12 protein-coding genes are annotated in these 13,909 nt (G+C 74.0%); 5 read left to right on the forward strand and 7 right to left on the reverse strand.

Going from position 1 to position 13,909, the window contains the following annotated elements; all coding sequences use genetic code 11:
• Positions 1–75 precede the first annotated feature (75 nt).
• The 5 genes from B0I32_RS47460 to B0I32_RS47480 form a co-directional block, all read right to left on the reverse strand.
• Positions 76–2,601, reverse strand: a complete 2,526-nt coding sequence (locus B0I32_RS47460; protein WP_106250994.1) for a CHAT domain-containing protein — start codon at positions 2,599–2,601, stop codon at positions 76–78.
• A 16-nt stretch (positions 2,602–2,617) separates the two neighbouring features.
• A complete protein-coding gene (locus B0I32_RS47465; protein WP_106250995.1) occupies positions 2,618–3,115 on the reverse strand; it encodes a hypothetical protein in 498 nt (165 codons plus the stop codon).
• Positions 3,112–3,846, reverse strand: a complete 735-nt coding sequence (locus B0I32_RS47470; RefSeq protein ID WP_106250997.1) for an RNA polymerase sigma factor — start codon at positions 3,844–3,846, stop codon at positions 3,112–3,114. Before B0I32_RS47470 ends, B0I32_RS47465 begins: the two co-directional genes overlap by 4 nt.
• Complete coding sequence (locus tag B0I32_RS47475) at positions 3,846–5,444, reverse strand: S8 family peptidase (RefSeq protein WP_106250999.1); 1,599 nt, start codon at positions 5,442–5,444, stop codon at positions 3,846–3,848. Before B0I32_RS47475 ends, B0I32_RS47470 begins: the two co-directional genes overlap by 1 nt.
• Before the next feature lie 81 nt (positions 5,445–5,525).
• Entirely contained in the window at positions 5,526–6,518 is a 993-nt protein-coding gene (locus B0I32_RS47480) for a helix-turn-helix transcriptional regulator (RefSeq protein WP_106251000.1), read from the reverse strand.
• An 89-nt stretch (positions 6,519–6,607) separates the two neighbouring features.
• Between B0I32_RS47480 and B0I32_RS47485 the strand changes: the two genes are divergently transcribed.
• Genes B0I32_RS47485 through B0I32_RS47495 form a run of 3 tightly spaced genes read left to right on the forward strand, consistent with a single transcriptional unit; the run spans position 6,608 to position 9,364 of the window.
• Positions 6,608–7,738: an ABC transporter ATP-binding protein gene (locus tag B0I32_RS47485; RefSeq protein ID WP_106251002.1), complete on the forward strand. Its 1,131-nt coding sequence runs from the start codon at positions 6,608–6,610 to the stop codon at positions 7,736–7,738.
• Complete coding sequence (locus B0I32_RS47490; RefSeq protein WP_245956610.1) at positions 7,735–8,517, forward strand: ABC transporter permease; 783 nt, start codon at positions 7,735–7,737, stop codon at positions 8,515–8,517. Before B0I32_RS47485 ends, B0I32_RS47490 begins: the two co-directional genes overlap by 4 nt.
• Positions 8,518–8,545: 28 nt before the next feature.
• Positions 8,546–9,364, forward strand: coding sequence for an SDR family oxidoreductase (locus B0I32_RS47495; protein WP_106251004.1), 819 nt, complete (start codon positions 8,546–8,548; stop codon positions 9,362–9,364).
• A 70-nt stretch (positions 9,365–9,434) separates the two neighbouring features.
• On the opposite strand, the gene B0I32_RS47500 is transcribed toward B0I32_RS47495, so the two are convergent.
• On the reverse strand, positions 9,435–10,208 hold the full coding sequence (locus tag B0I32_RS47500) for a phytanoyl-CoA dioxygenase family protein (RefSeq protein WP_219912375.1): 774 nt from the start codon (positions 10,206–10,208) through the stop codon (positions 9,435–9,437).
• Positions 10,209–10,337: 129 nt separating this feature from the next.
• On the opposite strand from B0I32_RS47500, the gene B0I32_RS47505 reads away from it, so the two are divergent.
• Entirely contained in the window at positions 10,338–11,312 is a 975-nt protein-coding gene (locus tag B0I32_RS47505; RefSeq protein ID WP_106251081.1) for an aldo/keto reductase, read from the forward strand.
• A 107-nt stretch (positions 11,313–11,419) separates the two neighbouring features.
• Positions 11,420–12,568 carry a DUF418 domain-containing protein gene (locus B0I32_RS47510; RefSeq protein WP_245956611.1) on the forward strand — a complete coding sequence of 383 codons (1,149 nt, stop codon included), beginning with the start codon at positions 11,420–11,422 and terminating at the stop codon, positions 12,566–12,568.
• 138 nt (positions 12,569–12,706) lie between these two features.
• Here the strand turns inward: B0I32_RS47510 and B0I32_RS47520 are convergent, their stop codons facing one another.
• Positions 12,707–13,690 (reverse strand): aliphatic sulfonate ABC transporter substrate-binding protein, encoded by a 984-nt coding sequence (locus tag B0I32_RS47520; RefSeq protein WP_106251007.1) that lies wholly within the window; start codon positions 13,688–13,690, stop codon positions 12,707–12,709.
• Positions 13,691–13,909 lie beyond the last annotated feature (219 nt).

Consider the following 13,909-nt stretch of genomic DNA (forward strand, 5'->3'; position numbering starts at 1 on the left):
GGACGAAGGGAATCGCCGCCCTCTTCATACCCGGGCACGCCCGCCGCGTTACCCCCTGACCCGCCGGGGGGGTGTTCAGCCGGCGCCGAAGCAGACGAAGGTGGCGGCGGGTTCGGCGGCCGAGGCGGTCGCGAGCGCGTCGGCGGGGCGGGCTCCGTCGGCCACGCCCTGGTGGTAGGCCAGCATGACCCGCTCGGCCACCTGGTCGGGCACGCGGGTGATGCTGGAGACGACGGTGGAGGTGCCGAGGTGGAGCAGCGCGGCGGTGAAGCCGAGCAGCTCGTCGCCGGGCCTGACCACGGCCTGCCCGACGTCGCAGGCCGACAGCACCACGTGTCCCGGCGCCCGGTGCAGGCTCTGCAGGTCGTGCGCCATGAGCGGGCCGTCGGCCAGGTCGAGGCGGGAGAAGAGCACGTTCTCGCGCTCGTGGTGGCCGTGCACGGCGAAGTGGGCGAACGGCGCGCCGTCGAGTGCCGCGAGCGTGGCCGACACGGTGGCCCGCTCGCCGCTGAGCCGCAGGGCCTTCGGGTGGACGACGCCGAGCCGCTCGACCTCCCGCTCGGCGTGCTCCAGGTCGGGCCCGGCGACCAGGACGGGAGGACCGCCGTCGTACGGGTCGCCGGCCCGCCTGGCCGCCAGCCACACCAGCGCGGACGGGGCCACCACCAGCGGCGTGCCGGTCAGGCCGGGCAGCAGGCCCCAGGGCACGGCCGACAGGCCCATGGTCGGGACGAGCACGATCCCCCTGGCCCGGGACAGCGCCTGCCGCAGGGGCGCCTCCAGCGCGCCGGCGATGACGCCGAGCTGCCGCCGGACCGACGCCTCGATGACCTCCTTCAGCGCGGGCCGCAGGGCGCGTCCCGCCTGGGCGTTGAGGTCGCCGGCCAGCCGTCTCGCGGCCTCGGCGACCGGTTCGTACGCGCTCAGCCGGTGCAGGTGGCACCGCCCGCGGACGAGGACGAGCGCCAGCAGTGCGCCGTCCACGTTCAGCAGGCTGACGAGGGCGAGATCGTCCTCCGCCAGCGCCGCCTCGACGTCCGGGGCCGGGGCGGGGGCCAGCCGCTCGCCGACGCCGGGCAGTTGCCAGCCGCGCTCCCTGATCACCTGCTCCAGCTCCAGGCAGCGCCTGCGCAGCGCCGGCCGGCGGCGGCCCGCGGCCTCGTCGGTGTGCATCCGCTGGGCCAGCTGGCGCAGCTCGGCCAGCGCTTCGGCGGTCTGGGGGTCCTGCGGGGCGCGGGGCGGGCGGTACCGGAACGCCTGCGCCCGGCACCGCTCCGACCAGGCGAACACCTGGCGCGGCGGGCCGCCGTCGAGGGCCGCCCTGAGGCCGTGGGCGGCCAGGTCCGCGCCGAGGGCGGCGACGCCGGTGAGCATGTCGAGGCTGCCCAGCCGGCCCCGGTGGGAGTCGATGAGCGCCAGCCCCGAGCGCACCTTGCGCAGCGCCGGCCCGCGCCGCCCCTGCGCCCCGGCCAGCTCGGCCTCCGCCAGCTGCCGCATGAGCCGCACCCCGAGCGGCCCACCCCTGGCCCCGGCGGTCGTGGCGGGCACGGTGCCCGCCGCCACCAGGGCCCGGATCGCGACCAGGCGGGCCATCTCCGCGTCGTCGCGCATGTCCAGCTCCGCGAACCGCGCCGCGAGGTCGCCCGCGCGCCGGGCCACCGAGCCGGGTGCCTTCCCCAGGGCCAGCTCCGCGCGCAGCCGCATGAGCGCCGCGCGCAGCGCCCACGCCGTGCTGCCCCTGCGCCGGAAGTGGGTCTCCGCCTGCCTGGCCCGGTCGCGGGCCTCGTCGTGCCGGCCCGCGTCGAGCGCGCACTGGGCTCTGGCCAGCTCCGCCTCGGCGTAGTCCTGCATGAGGCGCTGCCTGCGGAACCCGTCCGCGGCCCGGTCGAGCGTGCGGCCCGCCTCGTCGGTCAGGCCCACCGCGAGCAGCGCCCGCGCCCGGTCGAGCGCCAGCACGGGCAGGAAGCCGGGGTTCAGGTCGCGGTAGAGCTCCTCCACCCGGGCGAAGACCCCGAGCGCCGCCGGCACGTCTCCGAGCAGCAGGTCGCAGTAGCCGTCGTTGTGCAGGGCCTTGGCCGCGATCACCGAGTGTCCGTGGGCCTGGGCGAGCTGGGCGCTCCTGCGGGCGTCGTCCCTGGCCTGCCGGACGCTGCCGGTCATGAGGTGGATGACCGACCGGTTGAGCAGCACCCTGGCCAGCTCGACGGGGTCGCCGCCGAGCAGCCGCGGAGCGGCGATGTCCAGCTCCCGCAGGGCTTCGGCGTTCGACCCCAGGCGCAGGTGCAGCAGGCCGCGCTGGGCGTGCACGATGGCCTCCTCGCCGTCGGGCGCGCGGCGCTGGGCCTCGTCGAGCAGCTCCATCCCGAGCATGGTGCGGCCCTGCTCGGCCTCGGCGTGGGCGAGGCTGGTCAGCAGCCGCGCGAGCAGCCCGTCGTGATGCTCCTCGGGGGTGGTGACGGCGTCCCAGCCGAGCAGCCGGAGGCCCTGGCGCAGCCTGCGGGCCGCCAGCGCCGGGCGGCCGTCGTCGGTCGCCTCGACGCTGAGCCTGTGCAGGCGTTCCACCCGCTCGCGCAGCTCGGTCACCGGCTCGTGGTCACGCAATCGGACCTCGCGGGGGTCAGAGGATGAGTGAGGGAGTCACCGCCAGTATCGTCGCCCGCGCCGGATCATCAAGTCCCTGGCGCACCACGAGTTGCGACAGTCCTCTCGGCACCACGTCCAGGACGAACCTGCCCTGGTCGTCCGCCCGCACCTGCTGCGCGCCTCCCCCGGTGCGCAGCTCGACCAGGTGCTCGCCGGGCGGCGCCAGCCAGCCGTCCACCCGTACGGCGTGGTCGTCGCGCGCGCTCACGCTGATCATGATGGTGAGGATCTCGCTGTCGAAGGTGATCGTGCGGCTGTCCTCGCCGCCGCGCACGCCCGACGGCAGCCCGGCCTCCTCGAACGGCCGCAGCACGGCGAAGTCCGCCGACTCCAGGGCCAGCGCGAACCGCAGGCGTTCGACCAGGGTCGCGGGAACGGGGTCGATCATGCGGTAGACGTCCGCGATCTCCGCGGCGAGCACCTGGTCCTCGGGGGTGAGATGGGGAGAGCTGCTCCCCTCGGCCGTGTTCATCGGGGACTCCAATCCGGATCCTTCGCGAGCAGGACCCGCAGTTTCGCGAAGCACCGGCCGCGCGTGGGCCCGATGCTGCCCAGCGGCATGTCCAGCGCGGCGGCCACCGCGTCGTAGTGCGGGCGCGGCACGAAGGCGACGATCCTGAGCAGCTCCGCGCACCTCTTCGGCAGGCTCTCGACCGCCTGCCAGAGCGCCCGGCGCCGCTCGTCGTCCACGAGCAGCTCGTCGGGGGTCAGCACGCCGTCGGGCAGGTCGTCGAACACGTCGTCGCCGGGCAGGTCGTCCTTGCGGGAGGCGGCGCCGGCCCGCCACGCCTCGCGCCGGGCCGTGGTGACCAGCCATTCGATGAGCGCGCCCGGCGCGGCGATGGTGTCCAGGCGGCGCAGCAGGATGAGCCAGGTCGTCTGGACGACGTCCTCGGCGGCCTGCCGGGTGAGGCCCTGGCTCCGCGCGGTGTGCCAGAGCACGGGCGTGAGCTCGGCCACGATGGCGTCGAGCGCGGCGCTGTCGCCCTGCCTGGCCGCCACCAGCCACTCGGCGAGCCGGGCGCGCCGCTCGGCCCCGGCGGCGGAGACACGGGAGCCGGCGGCGCGGGAGCCGCCGGCGGGGGCCCCGCCAGCGCGGGAGCCGGCGGTGGGAGCGGCGGCAGCACGGGAACCGGCAGCGGAGGCCGCGGCGGCGCGGGAGCCGGCGGTGGGGGCGTGGTCTGTCGCGGGGTCGCCGGCCATCAGATGCGCACGACTTCCGGCCGGGCCACCTTGTCCTCGATCATCCGGTCGATGACGGCCCTGGCCCGCTCGACGGGATCGACGCCCACCTGCCCGATGGTCCTGGTCAGCTCGGCGGCGATGACGCCCGCGACGATCGGGGCGGCGAACGAGGTGCCGCTCCAGCCGCAGAACGGCCCCACGGCGTCGCAGTCGAGCGAGGCCCGCTCCCCCGTGGCGAGCAGCGCGCTCTGGGCGCCGCCGAACTGGGGCGGGAAGGTGCTGACGACCATCGCGCCGGGGGCGCGCCAGCGTACGGCCGGATGGTCGTTGCTGAAGATGGCGATCGTGCCGTCGGGGTTCTTGGCGGCCACGCCGAGCATGGGCGCGACCGGCGGGCCCGGCACGGCCGTCTCGGAGAGGGCGGCGAGGTAGAACGGCCGGGTGGTGGCGTAGTTGCCGGCCGCGTTGACCACGATGACGCCGCGCGCCCGCAGCTGGTTGACCTTGTCGAACAGCGCCTGCATCGCCGCGTCGCCGGTCTCGGCGAACCCGCCGAAGGAGCAGCACAGCACGTCGATGTTCCGGCCCTCGTCCATCAGCGCGAGCAGGCGGTCGAGCGCCGCGTGCACGGCCTCCTCCGGCACCACGCCGTCGCTGTGCATGACCTTGTACGAAAGGACGCGGGCGTCCGGCGCGATCTGGGCGATGAGGCCGGCCAGCATGAGGCCGTGGCCGGTGTGCGAGTTGAGCGTGCCGATCAGCGGGTTGGGCAGGTGGCCGAGGTCCTCGTAGCCGACGAGCCTGGCGATGTCGCGGCCCGCGTAGGCGGGGTGGGTGTCCTCGATGAGCTGCTGCCCGTCCGGGTCGACGGTGAGGAACGCGTCGGGGTCGGTGACCGGCAGGAACCAGGGGTGCGCGGCCACGCCGGTGTCGAGGGTGACCACGGTGATCCTGCGCCCGCCGAGCTCTTCGAGCGTGCGGCGGCGCGGCGGCCCGGCGACCACGGTCAGGGGGACGCGGCCGTATCCGGGGCGTGCCCCCGTGCCCGGCTCGTCGGTGACGGCGTGGCCGCTGGTGGCGGGCTCGCCGCCGAGGCCGAGCGAGCCGATCCCGCTCGTGGCCGAGCCGACGAACAGGTGGTCGAGCGAGATCTGGGCGACGCCGTCCCTGATGGCCTGGTCGGTGCCGGACTCCGCGGCGAGCCGCCTGCGCACGGCCCTGAGCGCGGGCCAGGCGTCCGCCACGACGTCCCGGCGGTCCGGGGCGATCTCCAGGACGGCGGGCATCCAGACGGTCCCGGCGCCGAGGTCCCGGTCGCGGGCGCGGTCGATGCTGGCCCGCGACAGTCTCAGCCCGACCTCGTCCAGTGCCCCGTCGATCCAGTCGGTGAGCTCGTCGTTGCGGAGCAGCTGACCGGGGATCAGCAGCACGTCCGTGCGGTAGACGGTGGAGTCGGGACGGGTCTCGCCCGGGTCCAGGCCGACGGCCCACGGGTCGAGCACCTTGGCGCCGTGCCGGTCGAGGATCTCGCGGGGAAGGTTGACGCCCTGCCAGGACGGCCCGAAGGGCTCGCCCCCGCCGTGCCGGTAGGGCTCGGAGATGTAGTCGATGGTCAATTGCACCGCCTCCGTTCTGGCCTCTGTGGCGTACGAGAGCGGATCGGCGGCGGCGATACGCGGCGCCGGGTAACGGAAGCATCACGATCCCGGCCCCCTGAGATCGTCGAGCGGGGGCCGCCGGGTGCCGTCGGTGAGGCGCCGGCCCCAGGCGCGCATGTAGGCGACGGCTTCCGGCGGGCCGTGGATCACGACGGGGGCCTCGATCGCGCCGATGCAGAAGGTGGCCCAGTCGAGGGAGTCGGTGGGGATCTCCACCCGGCACGAGGTGTCGTCGAGGGGTTCCACCGTGCCGTAGTGCGCGATCTCCTTCCGCACCCGTCCGGCCGGGGCCTGGACCGTGGCGCGGACGAGATACCTGGTCGGCGTCGCCCTGATCCGGGCGCGCACGTACGCGACGGGATCGTCGCCGGGCAGCGGGCGGCGGGCGAACGTCGTGCCGGTGCGGCTCACGTCGCCGACGCGGTCGACGCGGAAGGTGCGCCAGCCGGCCCGGTCGAGGTCCCAGGCGAGCAGGTACAGGCGGCCGTCGACGCGGACGACGTGGTGCGGGCAGACCGTCCTGGCCGCGGTCCCGCCGGTGCGGGTGCGGTAGGCGAACTCCACCGTCTCCGCGTCGCGGCAGGCCAGGGCGAGCGTGGTCAGCGAGGCGACATCGGCGCCGCCCGCGCGCGCCTCGGGGTTCCGTGCCGGGACGGCGACGGCGCGCAGGCTGTCGATGCGGCGCCGGATCCGTACGGGAAGCACCTGGACGATCTTGGCCATGGCGCTCAGCGCGGCGTCGGCCGACGCGGGGAAGGGCCCGGAGGTGATCACCTGCAGCCCCATGACGATGGCGGCGGCCTCGTCCTCGCTGACGACCAGCGGCGGGAGCGAGGCGCCCGGGCTGAGCTGGTAGCCGCCGCCGGTGCCGCGCGTGGCGGTGATCGGATAGCCGAGCTCCTGGAGGCTGTCGATGTCGCGGCGGAGCGTGCGCTGGCTGACGCCGAGGCGGCGCGCGAGCTCAGGGCTGGGCCAGTGGCGCCGGTTCTGCAGCAGGCCGAGGAGTTCGAGGGCGCGGGTGCCGGTCGACATGCGCCCAATCTAGATCCCCTTGCGGACATATAGCGGCCACAAGCCCGCCGAGGATGGGAGCCGCCACCGACAACGGAAGCGGAGCGTACATGATCAGCACTTCCCATCTCTCCCGGACCTTCCGGGCCCCCGGCGGCGAGGAGGTCCGCGCCGTCCGGGGCATCGACCTCTCCGTGGCGCGCGAGGAGACGGTCGCCGTCCTCGGCCCCAACGGCGCGGGCAAGAGCACGCTCATGCGGATGCTCTCGACGCTGCTCCCGCCCACGGGCGGGACCGCGCGCGTCGCCGGCTTCGACGTACGGACCCAGGCGCCGCAGGTGCGCGAGCGCATCGGCTACGTCGGCCAGGGCCACGGCGCCGGGCACGCCCAGCGGGCCGTGGACGAGGTCGTCACCCAGGGCCGCATCCACGGCCTCGACCGGGCCGCGGCCCGCGCCAGAGCCGCCGAACTGCTCGCGGCGCTCGGCCTGGAACGGCTGGCGCGGCGCAGGACGCAGGCGATGAGCGGCGGTCAGCGGCGCCGCCTCGACCTGGCGATCGGGCTGGTGCACCTCCCGGAGCTGCTGTTCCTGGACGAGCCGACGACGGGCCTCGACCCGCAGAACCGCGACAACCTCTGGGAGCACATCATCGGGATGCGGCGCCGCGGCGGCACGACCGTCGTCTTCAGCACCCACTACCTGGAGGAGGCCGATCGGCGGGCGGATCGGATCGTCGTCGTCGATCACGGGCGGGTCATCGCCGACGGCACGCCGGCCCAGCTCAAACAGCGTCACGCCGGGGACCGGCTGACCCTGGAGACCGCCGATCCCGCCTCCGCCGAGCGCCTGCGCGGGCTCGTCGCGGCGATGGACGGCGTCGGGACGGTGACCCGGCGGGGCGCCGTGGTCACCGGACGGGCCGCCGACGGCCGCGCGGCGCTGCCGAGCGCGATCGTCGCCGCCCGGGACCAGGGGATCACGGTGGTCGCGGCCGACACCCGGCTTCCCACGCTCGACGACGTGTTCCTCGAACTCACCGGCCGGAGCCTGCGCGACGTCGGCGAAGACCCGGCCACCGGCGCCGAGGAGCGCGGAGGTCCCGTCACCGGCGTCAAGGACCGCGAAGGACCGACCACCTGCGCCGAAGACCGCGAAGGACCGACCACCTGCGCGGAAGACCGCGGGGGGCCGGCCACCGGCGTCGAGGGCGGCGACCGGGTCCCCGGGCAGGCCGCGTGAGCGCCGTCAGCCCACCGCGCCGACGTGGTCTCGCCGGCGACGTCCTCATCGTGACGACCCGCGAGCTGCGTCCCGTGGCCGCGGACCCGTTCTCCCTGGTCGTCGGGCTGATCCAGCCGCTGTTCTTCCTGCTCCTCTTCGGGCCGCTGGTCGTGTCCGGCACGACGCCGGGGACCGCGCACCCGTGGGCGTGGTTCGTCCCGGGGATCCTCGTGATGATCTCGCTCTTCGGCACGGCGGGGACCGGATCGAACCTCCAGTACGACCTCCAGGACGGCTCGCACGAACGCCTCCTGGTCACGCCGCTGGCGCGCTCGTCGCTGTTCGTCGGCCGCGCGCTCAAGGAGTTCGTGCCGCTCGTCGTCCAGGCCGTCGTGGTCGTCCTGGTCATGGTCCCGTTCGGGTTCCGCCCCCACGCCGGCGGCGGCGTCCTCGGACTGCTGCTCCTGGGCGTGCTCGGCGTCGGGATCGGGTCGCTCAGCTACGCGCTGGCCATCGCCGTACGCGAGCAGGACTGGATGTTCTGGACCGTGCACCAGACGGTGCTCTTCCCGCTGATGATCCTGTCCGGGATGCTGCTCCCCCTCGACGAGGGGCCGGCCTGGATGCGCGTCCTCGCCCGGTTCAACCCGCTCACCCACGTCGTCGAGGCCGAACGCGACCTCTTCGCCGGACGGATCACGACCCCCGAGGTCGGCTACGGATTCCTCGCCGCCGGCACGACCGCCGTCCTCGGCTTCCTCCTCGGGCTGCGCGCCCTGCGCGCCGCCACGCATTGATCACCCCCGTACGAAAGGACCCACGCACATGCGCATTCTCGTCACCGGAGCGACCGGCCAGGTCGGGCGGCACCTCGTCACGCGACTCCACCAGGACGGGCACCACGTCCGCGCGCTCTCCCGCACCCCCGCCAAGGCCGATCTCCCGGCCGGCGTCGAGGTGGTGGCCGGTGAGCTCGCCGACGCCGCCACGCTCGGAGCGGCGTTCGACGGGGTCGAGGCGGTGCACCTGATCACCTTCGGCGGCGACCAGGACCTGACCAACGGCTCCGAGCTCATCGACCTCGCCGCCCGCCACGGCGTCATCCGGGCCACGGTCCTCGGCGGCTGGTCGCCGACCAGCGTCGAGAGCGCCCTGGAGGCCGGCCCGATCCCCTGGACCCTGCTGCGGCCGGTGGAGTTCATGGCCAACGCGCTCGAATGGGCCGACGAGATCCGTTCCCAGGGCAGCGCGTCCATGTTCGCCGGCTTCCCCAGCGCGATGGTGCACGAGGCAGACATCGCCGCCGTGGCCGCCACCGCGCTCACCCATGAGGGCCACGAGGGACGGAGCTACCCGCTCACCGGGCCGGAGGCCCTCACCCCGGCGGAACGCGTCCGGATCATCGCCGAGGCCACCGGGCAGGAGATCGCATTCGTGCAGCTCGACGAGAAGGCGGAGCGCGCCCGGCTGCGCGGCTACGGATACGACGAGGACTATGTGGAGTTCGGCATCCAGCTGGCCACGAGCCCGCCCGAGGCCGCCGGCGTGGTCCTGCCCACCGTCGAGGACGTCACCGGCACACCCGCGCGAACCTTCGCCCAGTGGGCACGGGAACACGCCGACCGATTCCGCGCCACCCCCTGACCGCCGCCGGCCCGATGCCGGTCCCGTGCCGTCCTCCGACCGCCGCCGGAGCCGCGATCCTGGCGGCGGATCATCCCCGGGAGCCGGCCAGCGGGTCGACGCCGCGCAGCATCATCCCCTGCCCGCGTGAGCGGTGCACGTCGTCGGCGGGCAGGTCCTCGGGGTCGCGGAACTGCACCAGCAGCGTCGTACGGGCCTCGTCCGACCGGTTCACCCCCGACCCGTGCACGGTCAGGTAGTCGAGGAACAGCACGTCACCCGCCCGCGCCTCGACCGGCACCGCCTCCTCCAGCGGCCAGCTCGACGGAGGCAGGTGCCAGCCGCCCTCCTCGACGTGCGGCAGCGGGCCCTGCCGGTGGCTGCCCGGCACGACGCGTACGCAGCCCTTCTCCTCGGGCGCGTCGTCGAAGTGGAAGATGGCCGCGCCGACCGTGTGCCGGGTGTGCGGGAAGTGGGCGGCGTCCTGGTGCATCGGGAACGGCGAGCCCTTCTCCGCCGGCTTGACGAAGATCTTGGTGTGGTGGAGCTGGACGTTGCCCGATCCGATCAGCTCCGCCGCCACGTCGGTGAAGCGCGGGTCGACGATGAGCCGGGCGAACGCGGCCGAGTAGAACTGGGCGTCGTGGCAGTGCCGCAGCTCGGTGCCGCCGCCGGCGATCCGCCGCGCGCTGCCCCAGGTGGGGTCGGAGGGGCGCAGCCGCGCCAGGAGCGCGTGACACTCCTCGCGGTAGGCCCTTGCCTCATCGGCGCTGATCAGCCCCCTGACCAGCGCGTAGCCGTTGTCCCGGTAGAACCGTGCTGGGGAGATCTCGTTCATGCAGCCCTCCAGTCCATCCATGGTCATGCCCACTGCAGGCCGCCGGCCCACTTCGTACCGGTCTGTGCCGGGGACCGGCCGCCCGGAAGGAGGAAGAAGATGATTGACTGTGCTCCGTAAAACGTTTCATTGCGATCTTTGCGGAAGGTCACCCCCGTGGACTACGAACGCCAGCCGTACCGGAGGTGCGGCCGCAGCGGACTGCTCCTCCCCGCCGTCTCGCTCGGCCTGTGGCACAACTTCGGCGAGGCCAAGCCGCTCGAGAGCCAGCGCGCGATCCTGCACAAGGCGCTCGATCTCGGCATCACCCACTTCGACATCGCCGACCGGTACGGCCCGCCGATCGGCGCCGCCGAGACCGCGTTCGGGCAGCTCTTCCCGCGGTCGCTGCGCGACGAGGCCGTGGTGACCACCAAGGGCAGCAACCCCATGTGGGACGGCCCGTACGGCAAGGGCAACTCGCGCAAGCACCTGCTGGCCACGCTGGACCGCTCGCTGGCCCGGCTCGGCCTCGACTACGTGGACGTCTTCTACCTGCATCGCGACGACGAGGAGACCCCGCTGGAGGAGCAGGTCGCCACGCTCGACCACATGGTCCGCACCGGCCGCGTCCTCTACGTCGGCGTCTCCAACTTCTCCCCCGAGCGCACCGCCGAGGCCGCCCGCCTGCTGCGCGGGCTCGGCACGCCGCTCCTGGTGCACCAGCCGTCGTACTCGCTGCTGAACCGGGGCATCGAGGACGCGCTGCTGGGCGTGCTCGAACAGGAGGGCATGGGCTGCGTGGTGTACTCGCCGCTGGCGCAGGGCCTGCTCACCGACCGTTACCTGAACGGCATCCCGGCCGACTCGCGCGCCGCCGAGGGCCGCTTCCTGACGCCGGACCGGGTGACGCCGCAGGTGCTGACGTTCGTCCGGGCGCTGGCCGACCTGGCGAGCGCGCGCGGGCAGACGGTGGCCCAGCTCGCGCTGGCGTGGGCGCTGCGCGACCCGCGGATCACCTCGGTGCTGGTGGGGGCCTCCAGCCCCGAGCAGCTGGAGGCGAACGTGGCCGCGGTGGACCGGCTCGACTTCACCGACGACGAACTGGCCACCATCGAGCGGGCCGCGAAGGAGTCGGGCGTCGAGTCCTGACCCGACGGGGGTGACCGAAGTATCGGGGCGGTACATCGATCGATGTACCGCCCATTTCGCTCCTGGGGACGATCAGAACGGGCCCGCGCGCCAGCACGCTTGAGGGTGTGGACAGACGTATCGGCGCACTCGACCTTCTGCGCGGCGTGGCCATCGCGGGCACGCTGGGCACCAACATCTGGATCTTCACCGACCCCGGCGGCCCCGGGGCACTCCTGGGCTTCGGCGCGGACGCCGGCGGGGTGGAGACGTTCCTGCGGTTCCTGTCCAACGGCAAGTTCCTCGGGCTGCTGACGCTGCTGTTCGGCGTCGGGCTCGAACTGCAGTACCGAAGCGCGGTGCGCAGGGGCCTGACGTGGCCGGGCCGCTACCTCTGGCGGGCCACGCTGCTGCTGGCCGAGGGGATCCTGCACTACGTGCTGATCTTCGAGTTCGACGTGCTCATGGGGTACGCGATCACCTCGATGATCGTGGCGTACCTGATCGGGCGGAGCGAACGCGTCGTCACGGCCTGGATGGTCGCGGCCGGGACGCTGCTCCTGGCCATGGTGGGCCTGCTCACCGCGCTGCTCATGACGATGCCGGCGGGCGGCGGCACGGCGGCCGCGCACCCGTCCGGCTGGCTGGAGCAGGTGGAGCTGCGCCTGCGACATGCCGCGATCTTCCGCGCGGAGCTGCTCTTCATCGTGCCGCTCGGCATCGTGCTGTTCCTGCTCGGCGCGCGGCTGATGCGCGCCGGCGTCTTCGAGGAACGCGGCGCGCGGCTGCGCGGCCGGCTGATCGCCGCCGGGATCGGCGCCGGGGTGCCGCTGAACCTGCTCACCTCCTTCGCCGGGCCCGCCTGGTTCATGGTGGACCGCTACCTCGTGGCGCCGCTGGTCTCGCTGGGCCTGCTGGCGCTGATCACCTCGATCGTGCTGCGGATGCGGAGCGCGCCGGGCCTGCTGCGCCGCGGCTTCACCAACGTCGGCCGGACGGCCCTGTCGTGCTACGTCTTCCAGAACCTGGTCGCCGGCGCGCTCTGCTACGGCTGGGGCCTGGGCCTGGCCACCCGCCTGGACGGGCTGCGGCCCTGGTGGGTGCCGGTCGCCTGGGCCGGGATCTGCGTGCTGTTCATGACCCTGTCGTCGCTGTGGCTGCGCCGCTTCGACCGCGGGCCGATCGAACTGGCCTGGCAGTGGGCCTACCAGGCCCCGTGGCGACGGACGCGCGCCGGAGGCGGGCAGGCGGAGCAGGTGAGCGGAGCGGGCCGGTAGGGCGAGCGGGGTCAGGCCGGCGAGGGCACCGCGCGCAGGGCCGCCACGGTGGGCGCCAGCAGGGCCCGTACCGGCGCGGACAACCCGACCGCCGCACCCAGCACCAGACCCCCGCCGCGTCTCAGGCGGCCACCACCGTCAACGGAAGTCCGGCGCGAACAGGCTGTCCAGGGCCGTCCTCGCCTCCTGCTCGGAAGGGACCTGACCCTCGCGTACCAGCGTCGGCAGGATGCGTTCCAGCACCGCTCGCTGCTCGTCGCCGGGAACCGGGCCGACCTCGACCTCCGTCCGCTCCTTCAGCACCACCGCGGCCACCTCGGGGGCGAGCTCGGCCTCGGACGCCAGCAGCTCCACCGCCTCGTCGGGATGCTCGCCGATCCACACGCGGGCGCGCTCGTAGACGTCGATCACCTTCCGCGCCAGCTCGGGCTGGTGGGTGAGGAACTTCTCCCTGGCGTTGAGGAAGCCGTAGGAGTTGAAGGCCGGGTTCCGGTAGACGAGCTTGGTGCCGGCGTCCACCTGGCTCTGCGCCATCAGCGGGTCCAGCCCCGCCCAGGCGTCCACGTCGCCGCGTTCCAGCGCCGTCCTGCCGTCCGCGTGCTGGAGGTCGACGACCTCGACGTCCGTGCCCTTCAGCCCGGCCTCCTGGAGGGCCTGGAGCAGGAAGAAGTACGGGTCCGTGCCCTTGGTGGCGGCGATCTTCCTGCCCTTGAGCTGGGTCACCTTGGTGACGTCGGAATCCTTGGGGACCACGAGCGCCGTCCACTCCGGCCGGGCGTAGACGCCGATGGTCTTGATCGGGGTCCCGTTCGCCCGCGCCTGCAACGCCGCGGCGCCCGCCGTGGAGCCGACGTCGATGGTCTCGGCGCGCAGGTTCTCGTCGGCCTTGTTGCTGCCCGCCGACAGCACCCAGGTGATCATGGTGCCTCTCAGCTCGGTCTCCAGCCAGCGCTGCCTTCGTACGACGAGGCTGAGCGGGTTGGAGTAGGCGTAGTCGAGGCGCAGCCGCCGCGCGGAGGACGTCGCGGTGCTGTCGCCCTCCCCCGCCGCGCAGGCGGTGGTCAGGGGGGCGAGCAGCGTGACGAGCGAAACGACGGCGACCAGGGAACGACGGCGGCTCATGGGGTGGACTCCTCGGCGGGGTGGGACGGGGGACGCCGAGCCGCTCCGGCAGATCGGCACGGAGCGCGGCGAGTTCGGGACGGGCACGATCACGCGGCCTCGGATACGGCACATCGCTCGTCGACGCCGATGACGGCACGCCCGTCCCGCCGCCGTCCGCACGGGAACCGTGGCCTGCCGGCTCGTCATGCGCCTCCTCCATACCGGATCAAACGGCAG

It is taken from the genome of Nonomuraea fuscirosea, from assembly GCF_003001935.1.
Lineage (GTDB): Bacteria > Actinomycetota > Actinomycetes > Streptosporangiales > Streptosporangiaceae > Nonomuraea > Nonomuraea fuscirosea.

Excerpts from the sequence above, each read along its gene's own strand:
- B0I32_RS47465 (WP_106250995.1), bottom strand. The coding sequence starts at position 3,115 with ATGAACACGGCCGAGGGGAGCAGCTCTCCCCATCTCACCCCCGAGGAC.
- B0I32_RS47470 (WP_106250997.1), bottom strand. The coding sequence starts at position 3,846 with ATGGCCGGCGACCCCGCGACAGACCACGCCCCCACCGCCGGCTCCCGC.
- B0I32_RS47480 (WP_106251000.1), bottom strand. The coding sequence starts at position 6,518 with ATGTCGACCGGCACCCGCGCCCTCGAACTCCTCGGCCTGCTGCAGAAC.
- B0I32_RS47485 (WP_106251002.1), top strand. The coding sequence starts at position 6,608 with ATGATCAGCACTTCCCATCTCTCCCGGACCTTCCGGGCCCCCGGCGGC.
- B0I32_RS47495 (WP_106251004.1), top strand. The coding sequence starts at position 8,546 with ATGCGCATTCTCGTCACCGGAGCGACCGGCCAGGTCGGGCGGCACCTC.
- B0I32_RS47500 (WP_219912375.1), bottom strand. The coding sequence starts at position 10,208 with ATGACCATGGATGGACTGGAGGGCTGCATGAACGAGATCTCCCCAGCA.
- B0I32_RS47520 (WP_106251007.1), bottom strand. The coding sequence starts at position 13,690 with ATGAGCCGCCGTCGTTCCCTGGTCGCCGTCGTTTCGCTCGTCACGCTG.